Origin of the sequence: Anaerosporomusa subterranea, from assembly GCF_001611555.1 — a bacterium.
Classification (GTDB): Bacteria; Bacillota; Negativicutes; order Sporomusales; family Acetonemataceae; genus Anaerosporomusa; species Anaerosporomusa subterranea.
Genome location: NZ_LSGP01000001.1, coordinates 360,655 through 385,557 on the forward strand (window position 1 = coordinate 360,655; position 24,903 = coordinate 385,557).

Here is a 24,903-nt window from a genome sequence, read left to right on the forward strand (position 1 = left end):
CTGGTAAAGACCGCAGAAGACTTGCGTCTTTTTGGACGAGTTGTTTATATAGCTTTAACACGACCATAACATTCCGCTATACGGCATATGCGATAATAAAGGGGGCTTAGACAATAGTAATTTTGGAACGAGGAGAACATATGACGGCGAAATTAGTTCCGATGGAAAAGCAGAAAAGCATTGCTCTGATTGCTCACGACAATAAAAAGGTAGCTTTACTCGAATGGGCACGTTTTAACCGAGACTTATTGTCCCGGCATTTACTTTATGCGACAGGTACGACCGGACACATACTCGCCACCGAACTTGATCTCGAAATAAGCAGGTTTGTCAGTGGTCCTCTGGGCGGTGATCAACAGGTTGGATCTAAGATAGTTGAAGGTGTGGTGGATTTCATCATTTTTTTCTGGGATCCTCTCGAATCACAGCCGCACGACGTTGATGTCAAGGCTTTGCTTCGTATTGCAGTGCTCTACAATATTCCAGTCGCTTGTAATCGAACGAGTGCCGATTTTCTTATTTCCTCTCCCCTGATGGACAAAAAATACAGCCGAATTGTTGATATTGAATCTTCTTATCCTAGCAAGGCAGCACCACTAAAAATCGCAGAGTGAATGATGTGTTTCATGTACACTGGTTTCGCGAATAAATGATAATTAGAGTCCCGCCCCATTTTTGAAGACGCAGCAGATGGACGTCAAATTACGAAGGGGGATTTCGGTGGTCAAATGTTATGTGCTTGATACAAATGTACTTCTACATGCGCCCAATGCAATATTTGCTTTCAATGAACATACAGTCGTAATACCTGAAGTCGTAATTGAAGAACTCGATCGATTCAAAAAAGAAGCTTCTGATCGTGGGGCTAATAGTCGACATGTAAGCAGAGTGATAGATAAACTTCGACTAGAAGGGAATTTACTGGAAGGAGTCCCGCTTAATGAGGCAGGTGGCCTTCTGCGTCTTGAATCGAACCACCTAAATACTGAGATGCCTCTGCACTGGAGCCGGGATAAAGCCGACAATCGTATTCTGCAGGTCTGTAAAGGGCTGATGGAATCTGGACAACCAGCAATTCTAATTACTCGTGATACCAACTTACGGGTGAAAGCAACTATCCTAAAAGTCCCGGCTGAAGACTTCAGGAACGACAAGGTTGCGGATATTGACAGTCAATATACTGGACGTTTAACAGTCTACACATCAGGCGAGGTTGTTAACGCCTTCCATAAAGACGACACCCATTGGATTGACCCCGCAAAATTATATGTCTTTGATGAGACAGTCGGACTCCTTGTGCCCGCATCACTGGTAACCAATCAGTTTCTTGTTATCAAATCAACTGACAATGAACGTCACAGTGCATTAGGCCGATTTGATGGGCAAAAAGTTGTGCATCTTCGATTCCGGAATAGAAATCCCTATGACGTTATCCCACGAAATGTCGGGCAAATTTTCATGCAAGAATGTCTCATGATGAGTGCCGAAGAAGCGCCAATGGTAATTATCAAAGGTCCCGCCGGGACGGCAAAAACTTTTTACTCCCTGGCAGTTGGGCTATACAAGCATATGGAGGTACGTCCCAGAGAATACCATCACATTCTAATCTGTCGCCCGCACGCTCTTATGGACGAGACGCACGGGTTCTTGCCTGGCAGTGAATCGGAAAAACTTGAACCATACATGCGCTCAATCAAAGATAATTTATTCACGCTCTTATCAGGGGAATCTCTCTCCGAGGAAAAACATGTAGCGCAGGCCGAAGATACAGTAAACATGATGTTCGAGAAACGAATTATTCAAACCGAGGCGCTTGCTTACCAGCGTGGACGTTCACTTCAGAAATACTGGGTCATATTTGACGAAATGCAAAACTCAACACCTAGACAAGCCAAAGCCGTTCTGACTCGCTCTGGACTCGGGACAAAGGTGATTCTTCTTGGTGACCCGGCGCAAATCGATAATCCGCTACTTGACAGCCAGTCAAATGGATTAAGCTACGCCGGCGAAAAGATGATGGGGTCGAAGCTGTGTTTCCAGGTGGCTATGCTTCCTGAGGAGTGCGAGAGATCGCCACTGGCAGCAGAAGCGGCCAGCAGACTGTAGAATACACGGAACTTTGAAGACCGCAGCAATGTGCTGCGGTCTTCAAAGTTCCGTAAATACTCTGTAATATGCGTGGACTCGCCCGGCGCTTGCTAGCTTATGTGCTTCTTTGTAAATGTAAACTGGTTCTCTGTTGCTGCAGGACGCATTTCATGGTATTGTTAGGAATAGACTATTAGAAACAGCAAAACATAGCATGTGAGTACAGAGTTCCGCCGCCAATGTTGGTTTGGGCGGTCATTTCTGCTTGCCTAAAATGCCGAGGTGTGTATGAGTTATTTATTTGATTTTCTCAACCAGGACAAATCGTTTGCTCGGGCGACCGCCGCTTATGCGGCAGATCGCTTTCAAACGATGATTTATGGGCTGAGCGGTTCGCCAAAGAGTGCATTGATTGCCCATGGCTTTACGTGCAGTCCGCGCGCAACTCTGCTGATTACAGGATCGCAAGAGGCGGTCGAGCAATATCGGTTAGACTTTGAGACACTTTTACCAGGGGTGCCTGTTTGGGAATTGCCTGCCACCGATATTATTACCTTTTCGGCTGATGCCAAGAGTTTGGATTTGGCTGCAAAACGGATGCAGGTCCTAAGCGTTATGGCTACAGGCAAACCGGTGATTGTATTGGCAACTGGCGAGGCCGCGATGCAGAAGGTAATCCCACTAGCTGATTTCCTTAATAACCGCATTGTTTTGTCTGATTGCGGAGTGCTTGACCGGGATGAACTGTTGTCAACATTGGTTCGCTTTGGCTATGAACGGACTGATGAAGTGAATTCTGTCGGTCAATTTGCAGCCCGGGGCGGCATTATTGATGTGTTTCCACTGAATCGCGATTGGCCAGTACGATTGGAACTATTTGGCGACGAAGTGGATTCGTTACGTGAGTTCGATCCCCATACGCAGCGCTCCGTCAGTTCTGTCTCAACGGTCGAGGTTTTGCCAGTCATTGAGCCAGAACACAGTGGTAAGCTGACAGACCTATTTGCCTACCTGCCAGCTAAGGCAACAGTAATATTTGATGAGCCCTCACGGGTGAGAGAACAGCTGTCACGCTTAAGTCGCGAGAATCCAGCGATTAAAAAACAGGTTTGGGACTGGCAGAAGTTAGTCATTTCTGCTCAACAGCGCAACGTTCTTTATCTGTCTCTAATGGCGCAAAAGTCGCCTCATACTGAACCTGTTGAGATGATTAGTTGCACGATGCGCGGGATTGCCCCCTATCATCGGCAGATTGATTTATTGACAGAGGATCTGCGTGACTGGCAAGCAAAGGGAACTAGTGTGGTTATTTTTATGTCCTCACAGGAGAAGGCTGCCGCCTTCAGCCAGTCTCTGGCAGAGGAAGGCTTGACAGTGATTCTCGGCGGCGCGGACACGAAGCCGGTGCGGGGGGCAACGCTGATTATGCCTGGTGGTATCAGTGGCGGCTTCGAATTGTCGCATGCAAAGTCGGTGTGGCTGGCGGAAAAGGATATCTTCGGTCGTCAAAAGCTTAAGCGTCGCATGCGAATTGCTAAAGACAAGCAGATCCAATACTTTCGGGACATTAATATTGGTGACTATGTTGTGCACATCAACCACGGCATTGGCAAATATGTTGGGGTGGAGACTCTAGCTGTGGACGGAGTCCATAAAGACTATCTGTTCATCCGCTATGCGGGTGAAGATAAGTTGTATTTACCAACCGACCAAGTGCACATGCTGCAAAAATACATTGGCTCTGAAGGTGAAGTTCCGCGTCTAAGCAAGATGGGAGGCAGCGACTGGCTAAAGGCTAAGACTAAGGCCAAGGCTGCAGTTGCTGATATTGCGAAAGAATTGTTGGCTTTATATGCAGAGCGACAGGTGGCTAAGGGGTTTGCGTTCCCGCCTGACACAACCTGGCAGGCTGAATTTGAGGAAGCATTTGCTTATGAGGAAACCCCAGACCAGTTGACTGCTTTAGTTGAAGTAAAAGCAGATATGGAAAAGCCGCAACCTATGGACAGGCTGCTGTGTGGCGATGTTGGCTTTGGTAAAACTGAAGTGGCCATCAGAGCTGCGTTTAAAGCTGTCGTTGGCGGTAAACAAGTCGCTGTACTTGTTCCCACCACGGTGTTAGCGCAACAGCATTTCCAGACGTTTAGTGCTCGCTTTGCCGGATTTGGCCCAGTGGTCGATGTGATCAGCCGTTTTCGCAGCGCAAAACAACAAAAAGCGACGATCGCCAAACTGGCTGCCGGGCGAGTTGACATTCTCATCGGCACGCACCGCATACTGCAATCTGATGTGGCGTTTAAGGATTTGGGTCTGCTCATTGTTGATGAAGAACAGCGTTTCGGCGTTTCACAAAAGGAGCAACTGAAGCGGTGGAGAGCTGATGTCGATGTCCTGACACTAACCGCTACGCCGATTCCCCGCACTCTTCATATGTCACTATCGGGAACACGCGATATGAGTATTATCGAGACGCCGCCGGAAGACCGTTTCCCAGTCCAAACCTATGTTGTCGAGTATGAAGAAACCATTATTCGTGAGGCGCTGCGCCGCGAGCTAAAGCGTGGCGGACAGGCGTATTTCGTTTATAACCGGGTACAGACGATTGACAAAATGCATGAACACCTCAGTGAGATGTTGCCAGACGCGCGTATTCGTACAGCTCATGGACAGATGCCGGAAGAGCTGCTAGAACAAGTCATGTTTGAGTTTTACGAAGGCCAGTTTGATATCTTAGTATGTACCAGTATTATCGAGAATGGACTCGATGTGGCGAACGCTAACACGATGATTGTCTATGATGCTGACTTCTTTGGCTTATCCCAACTGTATCAGATGCGCGGCCGGGTTGGCCGGTCGCACCGTATGGCATTTTCTTATTTTACTTATCGACGTGATAAAATATTGACTGAAGTGGCGGAAAAGCGCTTGCAGGCCATTAAAGAGTTTGCTGAGCTGGGTGCTGGATTTAAGATCGCGATGCGTGATCTCGAGATTCGGGGGGCTGGCAACCTCTTAGGCGCGCAGCAGCATGGACATATTGCCACCGTTGGTTTTGAACTATACTGCCGACTGCTCGAAGAAGCTGTGCAGGAACTTAGGGGAGGCGGCCAAGTGATCGAAAAGCCGCCTGATCCAGTACTGGAGCTCAACACCGAGGCCTATCTTACCGGTGAATACATCGCCGACGCGATGCATAAAATGGAGATATATCAACGGATTGCTGCTATTCGTAATGAAGAACAAATTGTCGACTTAGTGGATGAACTGGTGGACCGGTTTGGCGATATGCCTGCCCCGGTACTGAATTTGTTGTCTGTGGCCAGAATCAAAAATTTGGCCCGGCTTTGTGGCATTCGTTCGCTGATCGAACGCAAAGATAGCTTAGAAATCCAGTTTACCGCGAATCCTAACGTCAATCCTAACGCGATTATGGACCTGAAGTCACGCTATCCTGGCCGTATTAGCCTGCTGCCCGGACCGCCGCAAAGCATCCGATTGAAGACGGCAAAACTAACGATGCCTGTGCTCGAATGGCTTGAAAAATTACTTGCTGCCATGTGTAATTTATCCCAGTAAATGGGTGATTTGAATCTGTGAGCAAATGAATAAAACCCTCCGACGGGATATATACTATCACTGAACACCTGTAAAAAACTGTAGAAAAGGGGGGATGCTGGTGAAAGCGACTGGAATTGTGAGAAGAATCGATGATCTGGGTAGAGTAGTTATTCCGAAAGAAATTAGGCGTACGATGCGGATTCGCGAAGGTGATCCTTTGGAGATATACGTGGATCGCGAAGGCGAAGTCATTCTCAAGAAGTATTCGCCCGTTGGTGAGTTGGGCGATTTTGCTAAAGAATATGCTGATTCATTGTTCGAAGCCGTCGGTCATATTATCTTGATTGCTGACCGAGACAATATAGTCGCCGTCGCTGGTGCGTCTAAGAAGGAATTTTTGAACAAACCAATTGGTCAAGTTGTAGAGAAGGTGATGGAAGACCGTAAAGCGGTTCTCATCAATAATCCCAACGAACGTAAAAATACAAAAAGCGGCTGCATTATAGACTCAGATGATGATGAGCCGTGCAAGTTTACTGCCGAAGTTCTTGCTCCTATCGTGGTCGAAGGAGATGCCATCGGGGCCGTTATTATTTGCTCTCGTGAACCTAATACACAAATGGCTGAGATGGAGCAAAAACTTGCTGAAACAGCGGCAGGCTTCCTTGGGAAGCAGATGGCTCAATGAATGCTGAGGTAATGACGTAGCTTTGGAGCAAAGTAGCGGACAGGGAGTTCGCTACTTTTCTATTGCCAGCTACTCGCGAGGATCAGGGTGTTGCATAACCGCATAGGGGAAAAGAATGGTAACGCTGACTCTATTCTGTTATAATAAGTGAGATATACGATGCCAATTGGTGCTAAAACCTTGGTATATTATGAGAGACAGATTTAGGAGAGGATGACTCGATTGAGTAGGGATACATTCTTAAAAGGCGCACTGATCCTGACTGCGGCCGGCGTCATCGTCAAAGTGATTGGCTCGGTGAATCGGATATTGCTGTCGCGGTTGTTGGGCGGCGAAGGTATCGGGCTATACCAGATGGCTTACCCGATCTATCTCTTGGCTCTTAGCATATCATCAGCGGGAATTCCGATTGCTATCTCGATTATCGTCGCAGAAAAAATTGCTTTGCGGGATTATCGCGGTGCTAATCGCGTATTTCGCATTTCACTGGCCCTACTTGCTGTGACAGGCGTTGTTTTTACGATTCTCTTATATAACGGCGCTTCCTGGCTAATTGACCATCAATTTGTTCGCGATCCGCGTGCTTATTATGCAATTGCCGCATTGGCGCCAGCTATCTTCTTTGTTACTGTTTTATCCAGTTTTAGAGGCTACTTCCAGGGCATGCAGATGATGACTCCCACAGCGGTTTCCCAGATTGCTGAACAGCTTTTCCGTGTTGTCACCATGATCCTGTTTGCCTATCTGCTATTACCGCGGGGGCTTGAGTTTGCGGCTGCGGGCGCTAGTTTTGGCGCCGGTCCAGGCGCTGCGGCCGGTTTGCTGGTTCTGATTTACTTTTATTGGCGGTATCGTCCACGATTAAAGAGCAATATCGAGCACCAGCCTAGCGTCATCCAAGAATCCGGCTGGAGTATTATCCGTCGCATAGTGAGTCTTGCCCTGCCTGTTTCCCTTGCCAACATTATGATCCCGGTCGTTTCAAACATTGATCTGTTTATCGTGCCTGCCCGTCTGGAAGTTGCAGGTTATACAGTGGAGCAGGCAACCGAGCTGTTCGGTTATTTGACTGGTATGGCTGTACCGCTCGTCAATCTGGCGACTATTTTGACCTCTTCCTTGGCTGCCAGCCTTGTGCCGGCTATTTCTGAAGCATATACACTGGGCGATCATGAGACAATATATCAACGCACTTCGACAGCGATGCGGATCGCCAATCTGATCACCATCCCCAGCTTCGCCGGCCTGTGTCTATTGGCTACGCCAATTTCGCAAATGCTTTACGGCACACCCAATGCGGGAACATCAATTGCTGTGATGGCCTTAGGGATCTTTCTACTGGGAGTGCATCAAGTCACAACCGGTGTTCTGCAGGGATTGGGCCATACTGCCATCCCGGTGGCCAATATGGTCATTTCAGCTGTGGTCAAAACCATTCTTAGCTGGGTACTAACCGCTATGCCGGCCTTTGGCATTATTGGTGCCGCTTGGGCGACGAACGCTGACTTTGGCGTTGCCGCTATCTTGAATGTTTATTTTGTCTATCGCTATGTCGGCTTTGGTATTGGTGTGAAAGACCTGTTGAAGATTGTGGCCGCCACTGCTGCCATGGGTGGGGCTGTTCTCTTGGCCTATGATCTGGTCATGTCGAAGACCCTGCATAATACTATTGCTACTCTCTCGTCGATCGTTATTGGCGGCGGCGTCTATGGTGCTGTGTTGCTGCTGGTGGGTGGTATTAGTGCTAGTGACATAGAACGTTTGCCGCGGGTCGGCAAATTTTTGGCTAAAATTATTCGAACATTGGGATTGTCGAGGCGATGAAAATGGATATCACCATCGTGGGATTAGGACCCGGTCCGCTGGCGCTGATTACGCTAGAAACCTTAGAAAAAATTCAGACAGCAGACGTGCTGCTGTTGCGCACCACCCGCCACCCGGCCGTAGCTGATTTGACGGCTAGGGGCATCAAATACCAGGAGTATGACCGTCTCTACGATGAATTGCCAACCTTTGACGCAGTTTATCAGGCCATAGCCACTGACGTGATTGATCGGGCGAGCCAGGGGCTGCGAGTCGTTTACGCCGTCCCCGGCAGTCCGTTAGTAGCTGAGAAGACGGTACCGCTAATCAGAGAACAAGCTGCCGCTGCTGGCATAACCACAAAAATCCTGCCAGCCATGAGCTTTCTCGACATGCTGTACGCTAGGCTTGGCATCGATCCGCAAAATGGGCTGACGATTATTGATGCAGCTGAGATTGCACGCTTGCCAGAGACGGATACAGCACTGATTGTCACTCAACTGTATAATCGGCAAGTCGCATCAGACGCAAAATTATCGTTGATGGAGCTATTGCCTGATGATTATGAGGTATCTCTTTGCTTGCGCTTAGGACTGAATTCTGAGGTTGTCCGTAGGCTTCCTCTGTATGAACTGGATCGTCAACAAGATATTGATCATTTAACGACGTTATACGTTCCACCCTATCAGCGGCAGATTGAGACATTTACCTTGAATCCATTGATTGATGTCATGGCACGTCTACGTTCACCAGGCGGTTGTGTCTGGGATATCGAACAGACCCATGCAAGCCTCAGACGCTATATCGTCGAAGAAGTATATGAAGTGCTTGAAGCCATCGATGAAGCGGATGGGGACAAGCTGTGCGAAGAACTGGGCGATCTATTGCTGCAAATTGTCTTTCATGCCCGTATGGCTGAAGAAACTGGCGTATTCAGCATGCAGGATGTTGTGCATACTGTTACTGAGAAGATGGTGCGCCGTCATCCACATGTATTTGGTGAAATTTCGGTGCGAGATGCTGCTGAAGTCATTGTCAACTGGGATAAGATCAAACAACAGGAGAAAGGCAGTGAGCGAACCTCTGTCCTCGACGGCATACCTAAGGGATTGCCTAGTTTAATGTATGCCTATAAGTTACAGGCTAAGGCAGCTAAGGTAGGCTTTGATTGGACAGAAATCGACCCTGTCTGGGGGAAAATAGCCGAAGAATTGACAGAACTGCGTGAAGCGCTGGAAGCAAAAAATCTGGATTCGGCTGAAGCTGAACTTGGTGATGTACTTTTCTCTGTTATCAACCTAGCACGTAAATACAACCTTGACGGCGAGATTGCCTTAAATCGTACCAACCGTAAGTTCGCCCAACGCTTCGGCTATATTGAGGCAAATCTTAAGGACAGAGGGCTCAAATGGCGAGAATGTAGCTTAGCAGATCTTGACAAACTGTGGGAAAAAGCTAAACTAAAGCTACCAGAGTAGGACTTTAGCAGGAAAAGTGCAGAAAAATGGTATTTTTTTTCGAAAGGGGAAGGAATAAAAAGACAAGCAGCGAATTAAGCTAAACGTAACAATTAGCACAAGGAGGCAATATTTATGAATAAGACAGAATTAGTTGCTAGCGTTGCCGAGAAGGCTGGTATGACCAAAAAGGATGCGGAAAAAGCTGTAAGTGCATTGCTTGATAGTGTTCAAGAAGCGCTTGCTCAGAATGACAAAGTTCAATTGATCGGTTTTGGTACCTTTGAGACCAGAGAACGCGCCGCTAGAACAGGCCGCAATCCCCAAACCGGCAAAGAAATCAGCATTGAGGCTTCTAAGTCGCCAGTATTCAAAGCAGGTAAAGCTTTGAAAGACGCTATTAACAAGTAGTTTTTTTGGGATAGAAAAAGACCAGGTTGTGTTTCAACCTGGTCTTTTCGGTATCTGGAAGCGCTAGTAAAATGTACGGGAGGGACGCCGCAATGTCAGGTAAGATTTTAATTGTTGATGATGAATTATCGATTCGAGAACTGATTAAATTCAATCTGGAAAAGGCGGGGTTTTCTGTACTCGAATGTGGTGACGGCGCCGAGGCTCTTCAACTAGTGAAAACCCAAAAGCCGGAGCTTCTAGTGCTTGATTTGATGCTGCCAGGCTTGGACGGAATCGAGGTATGCCGAAATCTTAAAAGTCACCGTGACACGTCAGGAATCCCAATCATCATGCTCACTGCGAAAAGTGATGAAATTGATAAAGTTATTGGTCTTGAGATGGGGGCAGATGATTATCTGACCAAACCGTTTAGCCCGCGCGAATTGATCGCTCGCGTCAAAGCCGTACTACGCCGCAGTCAGATGACCAGCGCACAAGAAGGTGAGCTTGCCATCGGGAAGCTGAGAATGAACTTCAGCCGCTATGAAGTCTTCCTTGGCAATGAAAAGCTGGAGTTAACGCCCAAGGAATACGAACTGCTCAAACTATTTGTGACAAATACCGGCAGAGTATTCAGTCGTGAAAAACTGCTGGAAAAGGTATGGGGCTATGAATATTTCGGCGATACCCGGACAGTGGACGTGCATGTACGTCATATTCGGGCAAAACTAGAACAGGATCCAGAAATTGCTGACGCGATTGAAACTGTTCGCGGTGTGGGATATCGTATGCGAGAAATTTAACAGAAATTTAACCTGTCTTTAACAAATAATTTAGGCTAAGCGTGGTATAGTACCTGCAGAGACTGCCGCAGGAGGATCATAATGGACGTAAAGATTCAGGTTAGTAAACTCAAATTGTATTATGGTGAGGCGCTTGCCCTCAAAAAGATATCGCTCGATGTTGAGAAAAATCACGTCCTGGCGCTAATCGGACCTTCCGGTTGCGGCAAATCAACGTTTCTCAGGACGCTGAACCGGATGAACGACCTTATTCCGGGTGTAAAGATTGAGGGCGACGTGCTCATCGATGGCGAAAACATCTATCATCCCAGCACAGATGTGGTTATGTTGCGCAAACGTGTAGGCATGGTTTTTCAGAGACCGAATCCGTTTCCAATGTCGATTTACGAAAACGTCGTTTATGGGCCGCGGATACACGGCCAGAGCGCCAAAAGCAAACTTGACGAAATTGTAGAGAAAAGCTTAACAGCAGCCGCGATTTGGGACGAGGTAAAGGACCGCCTGCGAAGCTCAGCCATGGGACTTTCCGGCGGACAGCAGCAACGGCTATGTATCGCTCGCCTATTGGCAGTCGAACCGGAAGTATTGCTGATGGATGAACCATGTTCGGCGCTTGATCCGATTTCGACCATGAAGATAGAAGAATTGATTACCGAACTGAAAAAGAAGTACACGATTGTGGTGGTTACACATAACATGCAACAAGCCGCCCGCGTGTCTGACCACACCGCGTTTTTCCTAAACGGCGATTTGGTTGAGAACGGTAAAACGGACGCCATGTTCACCAGACCTCACGACAAACGCACCGAAGACTATATCACCGGTAGATTTGGTTAGAGGAGAGCGAAGAATGAGCGTTAGACAAAGCTATGATCATGAATTGGAAGCTCTGCGTCAAGACTTGTTGACAATGGGAAATTTTGTCGGAGAAGCGATCCAGCAAGCTGTTCAGTCTCTGATTAAGCAAGATGTTGAGCTGGCTAACCAGGTCATTGCAGGTGATGACGTTGTCGACAGCATGGAAATTGACATTGAAGATAAATGCATGGTGCTGATTGCCACTCAGCAGCCGTTGGCCCGTGATCTACGAATCATTGGCGCGGCGATGAAGATCAGTACAGACTTGGAGCGCATGGGCGATCACGCATATGATATTGCGAATGTCGCGCTTCGCTTGGCTGATAAACCGCCGCTCAAAGAGTTTATTGTTATTCCTCGCATGGCCGAATTAGCTCAGCAGATGGTGAATGACGCGCTTGACGCTTATGTTCGTTTAGATACTCTGCTTGCAGAACAGGTCTGTGAAGCAGATGACGAAGTGGACCGTCTCTATGATCATGTGTTTCGGGAGCTCCTGACCTATATGATCGAAGACCCGCGTAATATTTCCCAAGCCACACAACTAATATTTGTGGCCCGTTACCTGGAGCGAATTGCTGACCATGCGACAAATATCTGTGAGTGGACCATATTTTTGGTAACCGGCCAACGCATGCGCAAAAAGAGTATTTGAAGATAGAAAAAAAAGAGCCTTGAAAAGCAAACGCTTTTCAAGGCTCTCCTCTTAAGCAAGGGCCGCCGCTCATAGAAGAACGATACCACAGAGTGCACAGAGGTCGCAGAGTGGACACAGAGGGGAACAAATGAGTATGGTATTTTCTATAGGAAAACCGTATTTAGTAACCCTCTGCGGGTACCCTCTGTGTTACTCTGCGGTTAACGTTCTCCGTCTCCGTAACTCCTAAAGGGCCGCCGCAACTGTTTATCTTACTTTTTCTCAGCCAGCGGCAGTGTAAAGCTAAAAGTCGTTCCAGAGTTTACTTTGCTTTTCACCCAAATACGGCCGCCTAGCGCTTCGACGATGAATTTAACGATGGCCAGCCCCAGGCCTGTTCCACCGGCAGAGCGGGAACGCGCTTTCTCCACTCGATAAAAGCGTTCGAAGATCAACGGTAAATCACTTGCGGGAATACCAATGCCGGTGTCTGTAATAGAGACCTGCGCCAGACCTTCACTAAACTGACTGCAGATCGTTACATTGCCACCGGCTGGAGTGTATTTGATGGCATTATCTAAGAGATTGATGAGTACCTGTTTGAGCCAGTCAGGGTTAGCCAGAACCGTAAGCGGTATCGAGTTATCTACTTTGATCGTCAGTGATAGCTCTTTGTGCTGCCAATGTGGTGACAGCTCTTTGGCAACAGTATCGATGAATAGATTAAGGTCAACAGGCTCAAGATAGACATGGTGCCGGTATTCACTCGAATCCAGTTTAGCTAGCTGTAGTAGATCGCTAACCAGGCGCTGCATCCGTTCTGCTTCGGAGTGGATGATAGTGAGGAATTTCTTGCTCAGATCTTGGTCTGAGAGGGCGCCGTCAAGAAGCGTTTCGGCGAAGCCTTTAATTGCAGTTAACGGGGTTGCTAACTCATGAGAGGCGTTGGCGACGAAGTCAACTTGGCGTTCATGTAGTTCCTGTAAAGCGGTTATATCGTGAAACACACATAACACGCCGCTAACATCGCTTTCATTGGTGAACGGGGCGAGTGCAAGCTGAAACACCCGTTTTTTGCCACGCAACTCAATTTTCAATTCAATGGATCGATTCTCTCTAACTGTTACTGACTCTTGCAATGCACGGTCGAAAGCGTTGTTGCCAATGACCTGGATGTTATGCATACCTAACATCGAGTAGGTGATGTCGAAAGTGGTTCTGGCCATTTCGTTGTAGGTTTCCATCCGGCCATAGCGGTCAAACAGAATAACAGCGTTGTCCATGTGAGCCAAAATTAGCTCAAGTTTTCGCTTTTCAGCCAGCGTTTCACTGACTGTATCATCAAGGCTTGAAGCAAGTTTGTTCAGAGTATGTGCTAATAGCTCGATTTCGTCGCCGGTTCGGATATGAACTCGCTTATCTAGATGTCCTTCAGCCATTTTCTGAGCCACTCGAGTGATTTCTTCCAATGGAGAAGTGAATTTTCCTGCTAAGCGAATGCTGATAAGAATGGCAAGCAGCGAAGTGATAGCAAAGGCTGCGAACAATACTGAGCGGACATTAGCGAAATTGGCCTCAATCGGGGCAAGACTACTAGCTAGGCGAACCACTCCGACAATCTTGCCTTGCTCTGTTATTGGTACAGTGGTATAAATAAAGTTTTCCTTCATGGTATTGCTGTAACGAATGGAACTGCCGGTTTTTCCTGCCAGCGCATCAATTACTTCTGGGCGGTCGCGATGATTATCTAAACTATCCAGTGGCTCATACGAGTCGGCGATTACCGATCCTTCAGCCGTGATGACCGTTATCCGCAAGCCTATTTGGCTGCGCATTTCTTTTATTTTCTCATTAAGCTGCGAGCGGCTTCCAGGGGTAAGGTAATAAGCACTCACTAATTCTTCGGTGATTCTAGTCTGCATGATCAACTGAGCAGTCAAATTTTCCACATTAGAGCGATGAAAATACCAGAGTATATAAGTTCCCAGCGTCGCCAATGATCCGACTGTCAGCAACAGCAGCGTGATAATCAAGCGAGTACGAATGCTTCGTATCAACATAAATCTGCTCCTTCTCTAACGACGTTTGTATTAACAGTAGAGGATATTTACCAGAAATACAAGATGCTGTTGAAATAATCCTTTATTAGTATTGCGCTTAACGTGATAACAACATAGCGTTAACAAACATTTCCCTAGCACATGCTAGAATTAAACTGTACTCTATGTCGAAGGAGGTGAAGGTAGTGTCACAGCGTCCTAAGACCATATTGCTTGTATCTGCTTCAATTGGAGCAGGCCATACGCAGGCTGCGCGGGCGATTCAGGCCGCCTGGAACTCAACCTTTCCCGGGGATACTGTAATTATCGTAGACTTTATGGATGAACAGAATTCGTATCTAAATTATATGATTAAAGAAACCTATCTCAAGATGATTGAAGTAACACCGTTTCTTTATGATGTGCTCTACCATCTGTCACAGGGACTTCGACCAGCATCACGACGGCAAAATCTTTTTTCTTGGTTTTTGAAAAAGACAATGCAGAATATTTTAGCCACCTATCAGCCGGATATTGTCATTTGCACCCATCCTTTCCCTTGCGCCGCTATGGCTTATTTGAAACGGCATCACCGAGTTACCGCCCCATTGGCCGGGATTATTACCGATTTTACTGTCCATAGCACCTGGATATATTCAGAGGTAGACCTCTATGCCGTTGCGGCCGAAGAGTTAAAGGATGATTTGCTCAGCTATAAAATCCCGTCAAACCACGTTGCTGTTACCGGCATACCAATACGACCGCCGATTGCGCCGGAAACGAAGGTTGACTTCAGAGAACTGGGCTTGCAACATGCGGATAATCCTGTCGTGTTGGTCATGGGTGGCAGTCTTGGTATTGGTCCACTGCAGGAGGTCGTGCTTGCCCTAGACTCCATTTCTGCTCCCTTGCAGATTGTTGCTGTGACGGGAAAAAATCCAGAGCTTGCACGCGAACTCAACCGATCAATCAAAAGTCTGAGACACTCTGTAACCGTGTTAGGATATACTCCACTCGTGAGAGAACTGATGCACGTTGCCAGTTTGCTTATTACTAAGCCCGGAGCGTTAACACTTAGCGAAGCCATGGCAGCCGGGCTACCTATGCTCTTCTACGAATCGTTTCCTGGTCAGGAAACAGACAATGCTTCCTTTCTCATTGCGCGAGGTGTAGCTGATTGGTTTCGACCGGAGCAACCGGAGGCGATAGTGCGTCTGCTAACCGATAGCGTCGAGCGCGAGCAGATTCAGAGAGCAATTTGCCGTATTGCGCAGCCAGATTCAGCCAAAGCTGCTGTCAGGGCCATTGCAGCACAGCTCTTAACGGCTAATCAGGCGTCAGGCATGTAGAAAGAAAGGGGATTGAAAGTACTATGCAATTTCAAGCGATAGCACAGGCTTCGGTTGTTGGCAGTGTAAAGATCTTTCTAGCTACGGCAAGCCCGCTGCAGTCCTTGCTTGACAAACCGTGTGTTACTCATGAATTCTGCAACCGGCAAGCGATAACTATTTTGTCTGCAGATGGATTTTCCTCGTGTGCTGACTTCTTTTTACGGTATGTGGATGAGTTGAACGCGGGAGTAGTCTGGGCAGATCAGGGATGGAAGAATGTCAATCACTACTTTGAACCCGATTCTCGCAAAGGGCTTTGGCAATTCTCAACAGCCATTGAGGAGTTTAGTCGCTGCCTGAATCGGGCGACACGTTGCATGCGGCGCCACGAAACGCGTAAAGCTTGCTTCTTCTTAGGTGCAGCGGCTCATTTGCTCCAAGATTTGTGCGTACCGCACCATGCCAGGGGCAAAGTCTTTTACGGACACAAACAGTATGAAACGTGGGCGCGTGATCATTGCAACGCGTTTGCAGTGACTAACGGTGGGGTATATAGACAGGGGCACCAGACTAATAGCCTGTTAGTTGACAATGCTTCTGTCAGCGCTGATTTACTCGAATGGGTTGTTCACGAGGGCGATGAAGCTTTGTATTCGAAAGCCACGTCGATTCTATTGCCACTGGCTCAGCGTACGACAGCAGGCCTCTTGGTTCGTTTTTACAACAATCTATGTGGCCATGCTAGCGCTCATGCGGTTTCTGTTGCATAACCGTCAGGCGCTTTTTTAATTCCATTCACTGTTAACAAAAACGTAACACTTGCTTAACATATTCGCATAACAGATGCGGTAACATAGTCTTTGGAAAGACAATACAAGACAAGCAAATTAATAGGAGGAGATTCATTCATGAACTTCAAAAAAGTTATTGCCTTTGCAGCTGTTGCCGCACTGTCAACTGGTCTGATCGCTGGTTGCGGCGGTTCGAAAGAAGCTCCCAAGCAAGCTCAGCCTCAAGGTATTGAAGGTAAGGTTTCCGCATCTGGTTCAACTGCGCTGCTGCCATTCTTGAAAGCAGCTCAGGAAGACTTTCAAAAGCAGAATGCAAAAGTTACTGTTAATATTTCCGGTGGCGGTTCCTTTACCGGTCAGAATCAAGTAGCATCCGGCGCTGTCGATATTGGTAACTCTGATGTTGCACTTCAGGCCAGCCTAAATGATAAAGGCCTAGTTGAACACAAACTGGTTGGGATTCCTTTCGTGTTCATCGCCAACCCTAGTGTTACAGTTGATTCCTTAACTGAACAACAGTATATTGACATTCTAACCGGTAAAATTACCAACTGGAAAGACGTTGGCGGCAAAGATGAGAAGATTACTATCCTCAGTCGTGCTAAATCCTCTGGTTCGCGTGCTACCATCGAGCAAGTTGTTTTGAAGGGCAAATCTATTACTGATAATGTGGTCATTCAAGACTCTAACGGCGCTCTCAGAACTGCAGTTGCCAGCACTCCCGGTGCGATTGGCTATGTTGACGCCGCCTATGTGGACAAGACTGTCAAAGGCCTTAAATATAACGGCGTTGAGTATTCAGTAGCTAATGCAACTACTGGCAAATATCCTGTTTATACCTTCGGCCGTATGTTTACGAAAGGTCAACCGACCGGTGCGGTCAAAGCTTTCATCGATTATGCTACCAGCAAGGAATTCCAAGAGGCATACGCTGAAAAGAATGGTTTTATCCCTGTAACCAAAATGAAATAAGTTAGCTGCCTGATCGGCCCCCGACCTGCTTCGACCGTATACACAAGTATGCGAGCGTTGGTCGGGGGCCGTCTTGTATCTATGGCAAATGTACTTTTGACGTAAATAAAATAAAGATAGTCTTAATAAATACTTAACATAAGGTTAACCTTGCCTTTACAATCAGCAAGAGGAATTATCATGCTAAAAGCCCAATCTATAAGGTGTGAATAAAAATGGAAATGGGTGGAGTATGAAAAGTAAACTAAATACAGCCTGGTTGTTTAATTTGCTGGCAGCTTTTCAATTGGCGAAAATTAGTTTGCAAAAAAAGATGCTCTTGGTGGTAAGCTTATTAACGTGTGTCTCCATTGTGATGGCGATTATTGGCTTGCAGGGAATTGATACTGCAAACGATCGTCTAAAGGACACCTATAATCGCCGGATTGTTCCGTTCAAGGAGCTAAAGGTTGTTAATGATAATTATGTGATGATCATTGATACCGCCCATAAGGTTCGCAACGGCAATATGACCTGGCACGTCGCGGCCGAGCGGCTGGAACTGTCGATCAACGCGATTCAAGAGCATTGGACTGGATATCGCTCTCAGGTCAATAGTGAGAAAGAAGAACAACTGACAAATCGGATTGAAATGCAGTTTGATATTGCAAATGCCGAACTACAAAATCTCAAGCAGATTTTTATCCGTCAAGATAGGGATGCACTCGCGGCGTTTATGATTGATGTTATGTACTCCGGTATTGAACCAATATCTGTCCAACTATCTGAACTCATCGATTTGCAACTCCAGTTGGCGCGCGAGGAGTACGAGGCGGCCCAAGCGCATTATCAGATGCAAGCCAAGCTATTTATGGCTCTGGTTGTCGCCAGTCTGGTTATCTCGATAGGCTTAGCAACGGTGATTATCCGTTTGATGTTATTACCCATACGTGACATGGTAGCATCGGTTGAACAGGTAGCTGTTGGAAATTTAGCAATAAAGGAAATTGCGGTCGTTAGTCAGGATGAAGTTGGCCGTCTAGGAAACGCCATCAATACGATGGTACGCAATCTGAGCCGTCTGGTCTATCAGGTAAATCTTTCATCAGAAAAAGTTGCCGCCGCCTCTGCTGAAACTGCTGGTGCAATCAGTGATGTTAATCAGACTGCGTTAGGTCTTTTCGCCAGCAGTACTCATCTGCTCAATAACGCTTCGCTCGGCAATGCTTCGCTCGTAGAGACGTCGAAGGTGCTTGTCGAATTGTCATCACTGATGGAGATAGCCAAGATTCGTGCGACGTCGACAGTCGAAAAAGCGCAGGAAACGACGCAGGCGACGTTAGAAGGCAGAAAAACTGTAGCTGCTACTGTAGTGCGAATGCAGGAAATCGAGAACAAAACTATCGATACGGAAAGTCGGATGCAAACCCTTGAACAGTATTTAGGACAAATTGCCGAGATCAACCAAACGATCACCCAGATTGCAGCTCAAACGAATTTGTTAGCTCTTAATGCGGCCATCGAAGCTGCCAGAGCAGGAGAGGCGGGCAGGGGGTTTGCTGTTGTTGCCCGTGAGGTCACAACGCTGGCAGAGCAATCCCGAAGCGGGGCCCGGCAAGTGTCAGAGCTTGTGAGAAAAATTGGTGATAGTACAACTGCCGCAGTCAGCTGCATTTATGAAAGCCGCAAGTTAGCTGCTGAGGGTGTGCAATTAGCAGCACATGCAGACACAGCGCTTGAACATATTGTCAGAACAGTGGAGGCCAGTTGCCGGGAAATCGACGGTGTACTGAACGTAACCCAGGAAGAAGTTGCACAGTCTGACATTATCATCGAACTAATTGATTCACTGGCTACTGTGATTGAGAATACGGCCGAAAGCGCGCAGCAAGTGACAACAGCGACTCAGCAAACCTCATCTGTCATGGAAGTATTGACAAGTACTTCGGCAGAATCAAATACTCTGGCAGGCACTTTGCGCTCAGAAATAGGACATTTTCAAACTGCATAAGGAGGCTGGATGATGAATGGCAATTTGCGAGTAGAAGGGGAACAGGTGGTTCTTACGGTTGGTGGAGATTTCCAGGGCCGCAACGCTGCCGATGTTCGCGATGCTTTGATTGAATGTCTGCAGAATGGTCATCATAGTATCGTGGTTGATTTAACAGATGTGTCAGCTATCAACGCAACCGGACTTGGTGTTTTAATCAGTATTCAGCAACGGCTCGAATCTCTTGATGGCAAGCTGAGCTTACAGGGTGTTAACAACTCTCTGAAGCAGGTATTCGAGCGAACTCGCTTGTGTCAGACCTTTGGCATTTGATCGCCTTTGTCTTAACCTTAACAAAAACTTAACATGAAATTAATAGAATGCCTGTCCATGTCCATTATAATTGCTTTGAAGACTATGTTGCCGCTATCATTCCGTTCTCTATATGCTCATAAGGATGTGAACAAAGTAATGCCGGTAATGGATCAGGGGACTCACCACAAACTGAAACTTATGTATGACAAATATGTCCACATGCTATTCGTGGCATCTGCCGCGTTAATGGCAATCATTATTTTTGCGATTATCTTGTTTATCGGTCAGCAGGGATTGTTAACGTTTAAAGAAGTTAGTCCATTAGAGTTCTTCTTTACAGCAAAATGGGACCCCAGTGATGGTCTCTATGGTGCCGCGAGCTTTATCTTGGGCTCGCTTTATGCTACCTTCCTCGCCGTGATTATCGGAGCGCCGTTGGGACTGGCTGGTGCCATCTTCCTGGCCAAGATTGCGCCAAAACGGATCCGCCAATTTATGCGACCGGCGACAGATTTATATGTGGCTGTTCCCTCGGTTGTGTATGGATATATCGGTCTCACCATTCTTGTTCCCTTTATCAGAGTATATTTCGAAGCCGGCTCAGGTTTTGGCTTGCTGGCGGCGTCGCTGATTTTGGCAGTGATGATTTTGCCAACTGTAATTACTATTTCTGAGGATGCTATCCGTTCTGTACCATCGACATTGGAGGAAGCATCGCTTGCTCTCGGCGCCACACGCTGGCAAACGATTCGTCGTGTTTTGCTGCCAGCCGCTGCTCCAGGCATTCTTACCGCGATTATCTTGGCGATGGCCAGGGCGATTGGCGAAACCATGGCGGTGCAAATGGTTATCGGCAACACGCCGCTATTGCCTAAATCATTGTTAACACCAACCGCGACTCTGACCAGTGAAATTGTCGTTGAAATGGGCAACACCCCGTTCGGATCGACCTGGGGTAATTCGTTGTTTTTGTTAGCGTTAGTGCTACTGGCAGTTTCGCTGTTGATGATTATATGTATCCGTCGTATCGGTAAAAGGAGGTTTGCCTAATGTCACCACGCCTTACCGATAAGCTGGCAACCGCTGTGATGTGGCTTGCGGCGCTGCTGATACTTGGCATTTTGTTCTGCTTCCTTGGTTATATGCTCATTAAAGGGCTGCCTGTGCTGTCCTGGGATTTTATCTCTGGCATGCCGAGTGATACCCGCGCTGGCGGCGGAGTCGGCCCCCAGTTATTTAACTCGTTCTATATTCTTTTCTTGTCAATGGCGCTCGCGATGCCTGTCGCGATTGGGGCCGGAATTTATCTTGCCGAATATGCGGGAAACAATTGGCTTACCGACTTGGTCCGCCTAAGCACGGAAAGCTTGGCGTCTGTTCCGTCAATTGTTCTGGGTTTGTTTGGCATGATTGTGTTTGTCAATATGGCTGGATTCAGCATCAGTATTATCGCTGGCGCTCTTTCACTAATGCTGCTTAACTTACCGGTGCTTGTACGCGTAACAGAGGAATCTGTCCGAACTGTCCCCGCTTCGTTCCGTGAAGCCAGTCTAGCGCTTGGAGCAACCAAATGGCAAACCATTTGGCGGGTAGTTTTGCCTAATGCCTTGCCTGGTATTATTACTGGGGTAACGCTGACTGCAGGCAGGGCTCTTGGTGAAACTGCTATCCTGATTTTTACTTCCGGTACGACCGTATCGCGGCATTTGCCAGATTTTGATCTTCTCGCCTCAGGCGAAACACTGGCTGTGCATATGTGGTATGTCATGGCTGTTGGTCTAGTGCCTGATCGGATGGACATTGCCAACGGCATTGGAGCACTCTTGATTCTTATGGTACTATTATTTAACCTTGCGTTGGCTATTCCGGCCGAATTGCTGCGCCGGCGAATGACCGGATCGGGACGCTGACAAACAGGAGGCGTATCATGCTATCAGGTTTTGACGTTGATACCACAAGCAATGAGTGGGATTTTTTGTGCGCTGAATTGCGTGATATAATAAATAATCGTCGTATTAAGACTGTGTTCCAACCAATTGTTTCGCTCACTGATGCTGTTACTCTTGGCTATGAAGCGTTGAGCAGGGGGCCGTCCGGTTCACCACTGGAGCAGCCAGATCGGCTGTTCGCTACTGCAACTGCTTGCGACTTGCTGTGGGAGTTAGATTTGCTTTGCCGATTCAGGGCCTTGGAGATGGCGGGTAAAATAATGGAAAAGCACTTGCTCTTCTTGAATGTTGATCCCAAAATAATCAATGATCCGCGTTTCCAAAAAGGATTAACCCGCGGTTATTTAAACTCATCCCAGACTGATGTTCTAGGAATTGTCTTCGAAATTACTGAAAAAACGGCTATACAAGATTATAAAGGCTTTCGTCGGATTCTGGACAATTATACCAGTCAAGGTTATCAAATTGCGCTTGATGATACGGGATCAGGCTATTCTGGATTGACACTGCTGGCTGAGACGCGGCCTCAGTATGTAAAGCTAGACATGGAATTGGTAAGGAACATTGACAAGGATTCGCTGAAACAGGCATTAATCAAAGCTCTTTCTCAATTCGCTAATGCCACCAACATTAAACTTGTCGCCGAAGGAATCGAGACCATTAATGAACTCAATACCCTAATCGATATCGGCGTTCACTATGGTCAAGGCTTTTTGCTGCAACGTCCATCCCCTGATATCTTAGAGTTAGGGTCTGACATTATACAGCATATTCAGGAACGGAACGATGTGAAGCAGAGAGAATTATTCTATTCGCCATTGACGGCTCCTATCGGCGAAATTGCCCGCCTGGATTTGCCCTTCTCACCTCAGGCCGCCGGTCAAGAGATTATCAAGTATTTTAACAACAACCCGGAAATACTAGGAATTCCGATCGTTGATGGCGATAGACCGGTTGGCCTGTTGTCTAAAAATGAGTTTTTGGGCCGTCTGGCAACACAATATGGGGTTGCTGTATATATGAATCGGCCTGTGCATCTGTTGATGGATAATAAACCGTTGATTGTTGACTATAAAACGCCGCTGGATCAAGTGAGCAAGTCCGCTGTGGCGCGCTCTGATGAAAATATGTATGACTACATCATCGTGACAAAGGACAATGCTTATTATGGCATAACAACCGTGAAGGCTCTGCTAGAGAGGACAACCCAGCTTGAGCTTACGCGTGCGAAATACTCGAATCCATTGACAGGTTTGCCTGGGAATTTCCTAATCGAGCAAGAGCTAAAGCGAGTGGTTGCTGGTGAACAGGACTATGCTGTTTTGTATTTTGATTTAGATAACTTCAAGGCCTATAATGATATATATGGTTTTGAAAACGGCGATAAGATCCTTTTTCTTACAGCGAAAGTCATTCAGGCCCTACTGAACCAGCGACAGCAGACAGATACGTTTTTCGGCCATATCGGTGGGGACGACTTTGTCGCTGTTGTACGCAATGAGAATATCGCGGGCTTATGTGAAGACATTATTGAAGCATTTGACCAACAGGTTGTCGAGTGTTACAGCGAGCGGGATCGTAACCGAGGGGTTATCGTGTCGAAAAACCGTCATGGCTTTGACGAGCAATTTCCGTTAGTCGCTATTTCTATTGGTGTAGTTACCGGTAAGAAGAACAGCTTTCGAAACCATTTTCAACTTGGTGAAGCAGCGAGTCAGGTTAAAAAAAGGTGTAAATTGACCTGGACCAGTTGCTATCATATTGCCTGATGTGCAGACGCGTAAGCGTCTCAGACCGTTGATAAACGCCCATCTGCGTTGTTAGCCCTGCGGGAGCGCGCTTGCCGTACCTGCGAACGTACTGTCTGCGCGCGCTTCCTCGGGCTGCCTAGCATCTGGACATTTCTCAACGGTCTAGAAACTAGGTTTGTCAACAAGCTGAGACGCGTAAGCGTCTGTTTTTTACGTCTAGAAACTATAGTGCGAGAGTACGCTTTACCGCAGAGTACACAGAGGGTTCGTCGAGTACGCTAGGGTTTCGGATTTGTTTAATAAATCGTAGCCCTCTGTGGACCCTCTGCGTACTCTGCGTACTCGGCGGTTAACGTACTCGTCACTTAAGACCTTCACAACAGTTTTTCTTACGCATGGAGATGCGCTTCCTCCGCCATACTAATAAAAAAATGGATGGGGGAATAACGATGAGAAACATCAAATGGCAACTTCTGATTGCCGTCCTTGTCATAGCCGCCGTTAGTCTTAGCGGCTGTAATCTGTTTAAGTCACCGCAAAAGAAACCAGACGCGCCGCAGCAACAGCCGCAACAAACTGCAAATGCAAAGGAACCGGACATTACTGTCTATATGCATGAGACAGGTGAGAAAAAGACGATGAAGATGGAAGACTATATCGCCGGGGTGGTCGCCGGTGAGATGAAGCCGGATTGGCCGGTAACGGCGCTGGCGGCTCAGGCGATTATCGCCCGGACCTTTACCCTTGAGGCGATTGAAACAAAAGGCGGCGTTAAAGAGCGCGGCACACAGGCGTCGACAGATATAAAAGAATTTCAAGCCTATAGCGGCAAAGCAGTCAATGACAATGTGCGAAAAGCAGTAGAAATGACTCGCGGCATGGTGGCGGTTTACCAGGGTAAGCCAATTAAGTCCTGGTTTCATGCCAGCGCTGGCGGCAAGACTGCTACTGCCAAAGAAGGGCTGGCGTACAATGATCCTGAACCACCCTATATTCAATCGGTACAATCACCTGACGACTTGGCGCCGGATGATGTAAAGAATTGGGAAGTCAGCTTCACGAAAGACGAAGTCATTGCCGCTCTGACGAAGACAGGTAAGAAGGTTAGCGATATATCAAGCCTGGTGATTGGGCAAAAGGGCCCATCTGGCCGGGCAACGATGTTTACAGTCAATAACAGCGAGCAGATATCGGCTCCGCCGCTCCGGGTTGCACTGGATAGCACGAAGCTCAAGTCGCTGCTGTTAGACAAGGTCGAAGTATCCGAGGATCACGTCATCTTTAGCGGTAAGGGCTACGGCCACGGTGTTGGCATGTCCCAATGGGGGGCAAACAAGATGGCTGTTGACGGGAAGAAGCCAGAGGATATTATCACCCATTACTTCAAAGGCGTAACAGTAGAAAAACGCTGGCAATAATGCAGAAAAGGAGTCGGGAAACCGGCTCCTTTTTCATTCTACTAGAATTTATAAGTTTTTTGAGGCGACAAAGCCAGATAAGA

General features: G+C 47.3%; 20 protein-coding genes. 19 read left to right on the plus strand and 1 reads right to left on the minus strand.

The annotated features are described in order from the left end of the window. The first annotated feature begins 140 nt into the window (after positions 1–140). The 10 genes from AXX12_RS01520 to phoU all read left to right on the plus strand — a co-directional run bounded on the left by AXX12_RS01520 (position 141) and on the right by phoU (position 12,303). Entirely contained in the window at positions 141–614 is a 474-nt protein-coding gene (locus AXX12_RS01520; protein WP_231881741.1) for a methylglyoxal synthase, read from the plus strand. A 106-nt stretch (positions 615–720) separates the two neighbouring features. Further along, positions 721–2,106, plus strand: a complete 1,386-nt coding sequence (locus tag AXX12_RS01525) for a PhoH family protein (protein ID WP_066237125.1) — start codon at positions 721–723, stop codon at positions 2,104–2,106. A 270-nt stretch (positions 2,107–2,376) separates the two neighbouring features. Continuing rightward, positions 2,377–5,664 (plus strand): transcription-repair coupling factor, encoded by a 3,288-nt coding sequence (mfd, locus tag AXX12_RS01530; protein ID WP_066237128.1) that lies wholly within the window; start codon positions 2,377–2,379, stop codon positions 5,662–5,664. A gap of 100 nt (positions 5,665–5,764) precedes the next feature. Next, the gene (spoVT, locus tag AXX12_RS01535; protein WP_066237131.1) at positions 5,765–6,334 is read left to right on the plus strand and encodes a stage V sporulation protein T; all 570 of its coding nucleotides are present in this window, start codon (positions 5,765–5,767) and stop codon (positions 6,332–6,334) included. A 222-nt stretch (positions 6,335–6,556) separates the two neighbouring features. Continuing rightward, on the plus strand, positions 6,557–8,158 hold the full coding sequence (locus AXX12_RS01540) for a putative polysaccharide biosynthesis protein (RefSeq protein ID WP_066237133.1): 1,602 nt from the start codon (positions 6,557–6,559) through the stop codon (positions 8,156–8,158). A 2-nt stretch (positions 8,159–8,160) separates the two neighbouring features. Then, complete coding sequence (yabN, locus tag AXX12_RS01545) at positions 8,161–9,615, plus strand: bifunctional methyltransferase/pyrophosphohydrolase YabN (protein ID WP_066237136.1); 1,455 nt, start codon at positions 8,161–8,163, stop codon at positions 9,613–9,615. A gap of 114 nt (positions 9,616–9,729) precedes the next feature. Then, a complete protein-coding gene (locus AXX12_RS01550) occupies positions 9,730–10,005 on the plus strand; it encodes an HU family DNA-binding protein (protein WP_066237139.1) in 276 nt (91 codons plus the stop codon). Positions 10,006–10,097: 92 nt separating this feature from the next. Then, positions 10,098–10,790 carry a response regulator transcription factor gene (locus tag AXX12_RS01555; RefSeq protein WP_066237142.1) on the plus strand — a complete coding sequence of 231 codons (693 nt, stop codon included), beginning with the start codon at positions 10,098–10,100 and terminating at the stop codon, positions 10,788–10,790. Between the two features lie 81 nt (positions 10,791–10,871). Then, positions 10,872–11,627, plus strand: a complete 756-nt coding sequence (pstB, locus tag AXX12_RS01560) for a phosphate ABC transporter ATP-binding protein PstB (RefSeq protein ID WP_066237145.1) — start codon at positions 10,872–10,874, stop codon at positions 11,625–11,627. Positions 11,628–11,640: 13 nt separating this feature from the next. Beyond that, positions 11,641–12,303, plus strand: a complete 663-nt coding sequence (gene phoU, locus AXX12_RS01565; RefSeq protein ID WP_066237147.1) for a phosphate signaling complex protein PhoU — start codon at positions 11,641–11,643, stop codon at positions 12,301–12,303. Between the two features lie 254 nt (positions 12,304–12,557). On the opposite strand, the gene pnpS is transcribed toward phoU, so the two are convergent. Further along, entirely contained in the window at positions 12,558–14,345 is a 1,788-nt protein-coding gene (gene pnpS, locus AXX12_RS01570; RefSeq protein WP_066237149.1) for a two-component system histidine kinase PnpS, read from the minus strand. Between the two features lie 185 nt (positions 14,346–14,530). Between pnpS and AXX12_RS01575 the strand changes: the two genes are divergently transcribed. The 9 genes from AXX12_RS01575 (at position 14,531) to AXX12_RS01615 (ending at position 24,820) form a co-directional block, all read left to right on the plus strand. Continuing rightward, the gene (locus tag AXX12_RS01575) at positions 14,531–15,673 is read left to right on the plus strand and encodes an MGDG synthase family glycosyltransferase (RefSeq protein ID WP_066237153.1); all 1,143 of its coding nucleotides are present in this window, start codon (positions 14,531–14,533) and stop codon (positions 15,671–15,673) included. A gap of 23 nt (positions 15,674–15,696) precedes the next feature. Next, positions 15,697–16,425, plus strand: coding sequence for a zinc dependent phospholipase C family protein (locus tag AXX12_RS01580; protein ID WP_082816638.1), 729 nt, complete (start codon positions 15,697–15,699; stop codon positions 16,423–16,425). A 138-nt stretch (positions 16,426–16,563) separates the two neighbouring features. Continuing rightward, entirely contained in the window at positions 16,564–17,418 is an 855-nt protein-coding gene (locus AXX12_RS01585; protein WP_066237156.1) for a phosphate ABC transporter substrate-binding protein, read from the plus strand. A 232-nt stretch (positions 17,419–17,650) separates the two neighbouring features. Next, positions 17,651–19,408, plus strand: coding sequence for a methyl-accepting chemotaxis protein (locus AXX12_RS01590; RefSeq protein WP_066237158.1), 1,758 nt, complete (start codon positions 17,651–17,653; stop codon positions 19,406–19,408). Positions 19,409–19,417: 9 nt separating this feature from the next. Beyond that, positions 19,418–19,720, plus strand: a complete 303-nt coding sequence (locus AXX12_RS01595) for an STAS domain-containing protein (RefSeq protein ID WP_082816639.1) — start codon at positions 19,418–19,420, stop codon at positions 19,718–19,720. Positions 19,721–19,867: 147 nt separating this feature from the next. Further along, on the plus strand, positions 19,868–20,752 hold the full coding sequence (gene pstC / locus AXX12_RS01600) for a phosphate ABC transporter permease subunit PstC (RefSeq protein WP_407922215.1): 885 nt from the start codon (positions 19,868–19,870) through the stop codon (positions 20,750–20,752). Then, positions 20,752–21,612 carry a phosphate ABC transporter permease PstA gene (gene pstA / locus AXX12_RS01605; protein ID WP_066237163.1) on the plus strand — a complete coding sequence of 287 codons (861 nt, stop codon included), beginning with the start codon at positions 20,752–20,754 and terminating at the stop codon, positions 21,610–21,612. The genes pstC and pstA overlap by 1 nt, the downstream gene beginning before the upstream one ends. A gap of 17 nt (positions 21,613–21,629) precedes the next feature. After that, the gene (locus tag AXX12_RS01610; protein ID WP_066237166.1) at positions 21,630–23,420 is read left to right on the plus strand and encodes a GGDEF domain-containing protein; all 1,791 of its coding nucleotides are present in this window, start codon (positions 21,630–21,632) and stop codon (positions 23,418–23,420) included. Between the two features lie 431 nt (positions 23,421–23,851). Beyond that, positions 23,852–24,820, plus strand: coding sequence for a SpoIID/LytB domain-containing protein (locus tag AXX12_RS01615; RefSeq protein WP_066237169.1), 969 nt, complete (start codon positions 23,852–23,854; stop codon positions 24,818–24,820). Positions 24,821–24,903: the final 83 nt, after the last annotated feature.

Excerpts from the sequence above, each read along its gene's own strand:
- AXX12_RS01520 (WP_231881741.1), top strand. The coding sequence starts at position 141 with ATGACGGCGAAATTAGTTCCGATGGAAAAGCAGAAAAGCATTGCTCTG.
- mfd (WP_066237128.1), top strand. The coding sequence starts at position 2,377 with ATGAGTTATTTATTTGATTTTCTCAACCAGGACAAATCGTTTGCTCGG.
- yabN (WP_066237136.1), top strand. The coding sequence starts at position 8,161 with ATGGATATCACCATCGTGGGATTAGGACCCGGTCCGCTGGCGCTGATT.
- AXX12_RS01550 (WP_066237139.1), top strand. The coding sequence starts at position 9,730 with ATGAATAAGACAGAATTAGTTGCTAGCGTTGCCGAGAAGGCTGGTATG.
- AXX12_RS01555 (WP_066237142.1), top strand. The coding sequence starts at position 10,098 with ATGTCAGGTAAGATTTTAATTGTTGATGATGAATTATCGATTCGAGAA.
- pstB (WP_066237145.1), top strand. The coding sequence starts at position 10,872 with ATGGACGTAAAGATTCAGGTTAGTAAACTCAAATTGTATTATGGTGAG.
- phoU (WP_066237147.1), top strand. The coding sequence starts at position 11,641 with ATGAGCGTTAGACAAAGCTATGATCATGAATTGGAAGCTCTGCGTCAA.
- pnpS (WP_066237149.1), bottom strand. The coding sequence starts at position 14,345 with ATGTTGATACGAAGCATTCGTACTCGCTTGATTATCACGCTGCTGTTG.
- AXX12_RS01580 (WP_082816638.1), top strand. The coding sequence starts at position 15,697 with ATGCAATTTCAAGCGATAGCACAGGCTTCGGTTGTTGGCAGTGTAAAG.
- AXX12_RS01585 (WP_066237156.1), top strand. The coding sequence starts at position 16,564 with ATGAACTTCAAAAAAGTTATTGCCTTTGCAGCTGTTGCCGCACTGTCA.
- AXX12_RS01590 (WP_066237158.1), top strand. The coding sequence starts at position 17,651 with ATGAAAAGTAAACTAAATACAGCCTGGTTGTTTAATTTGCTGGCAGCT.
- AXX12_RS01595 (WP_082816639.1), top strand. The coding sequence starts at position 19,418 with ATGATGAATGGCAATTTGCGAGTAGAAGGGGAACAGGTGGTTCTTACG.
- pstC (WP_407922215.1), top strand. The coding sequence starts at position 19,868 with ATGGATCAGGGGACTCACCACAAACTGAAACTTATGTATGACAAATAT.
- pstA (WP_066237163.1), top strand. The coding sequence starts at position 20,752 with ATGTCACCACGCCTTACCGATAAGCTGGCAACCGCTGTGATGTGGCTT.
- AXX12_RS01610 (WP_066237166.1), top strand. The coding sequence starts at position 21,630 with ATGCTATCAGGTTTTGACGTTGATACCACAAGCAATGAGTGGGATTTT.
- AXX12_RS01615 (WP_066237169.1), top strand. The coding sequence starts at position 23,852 with ATGAGAAACATCAAATGGCAACTTCTGATTGCCGTCCTTGTCATAGCC.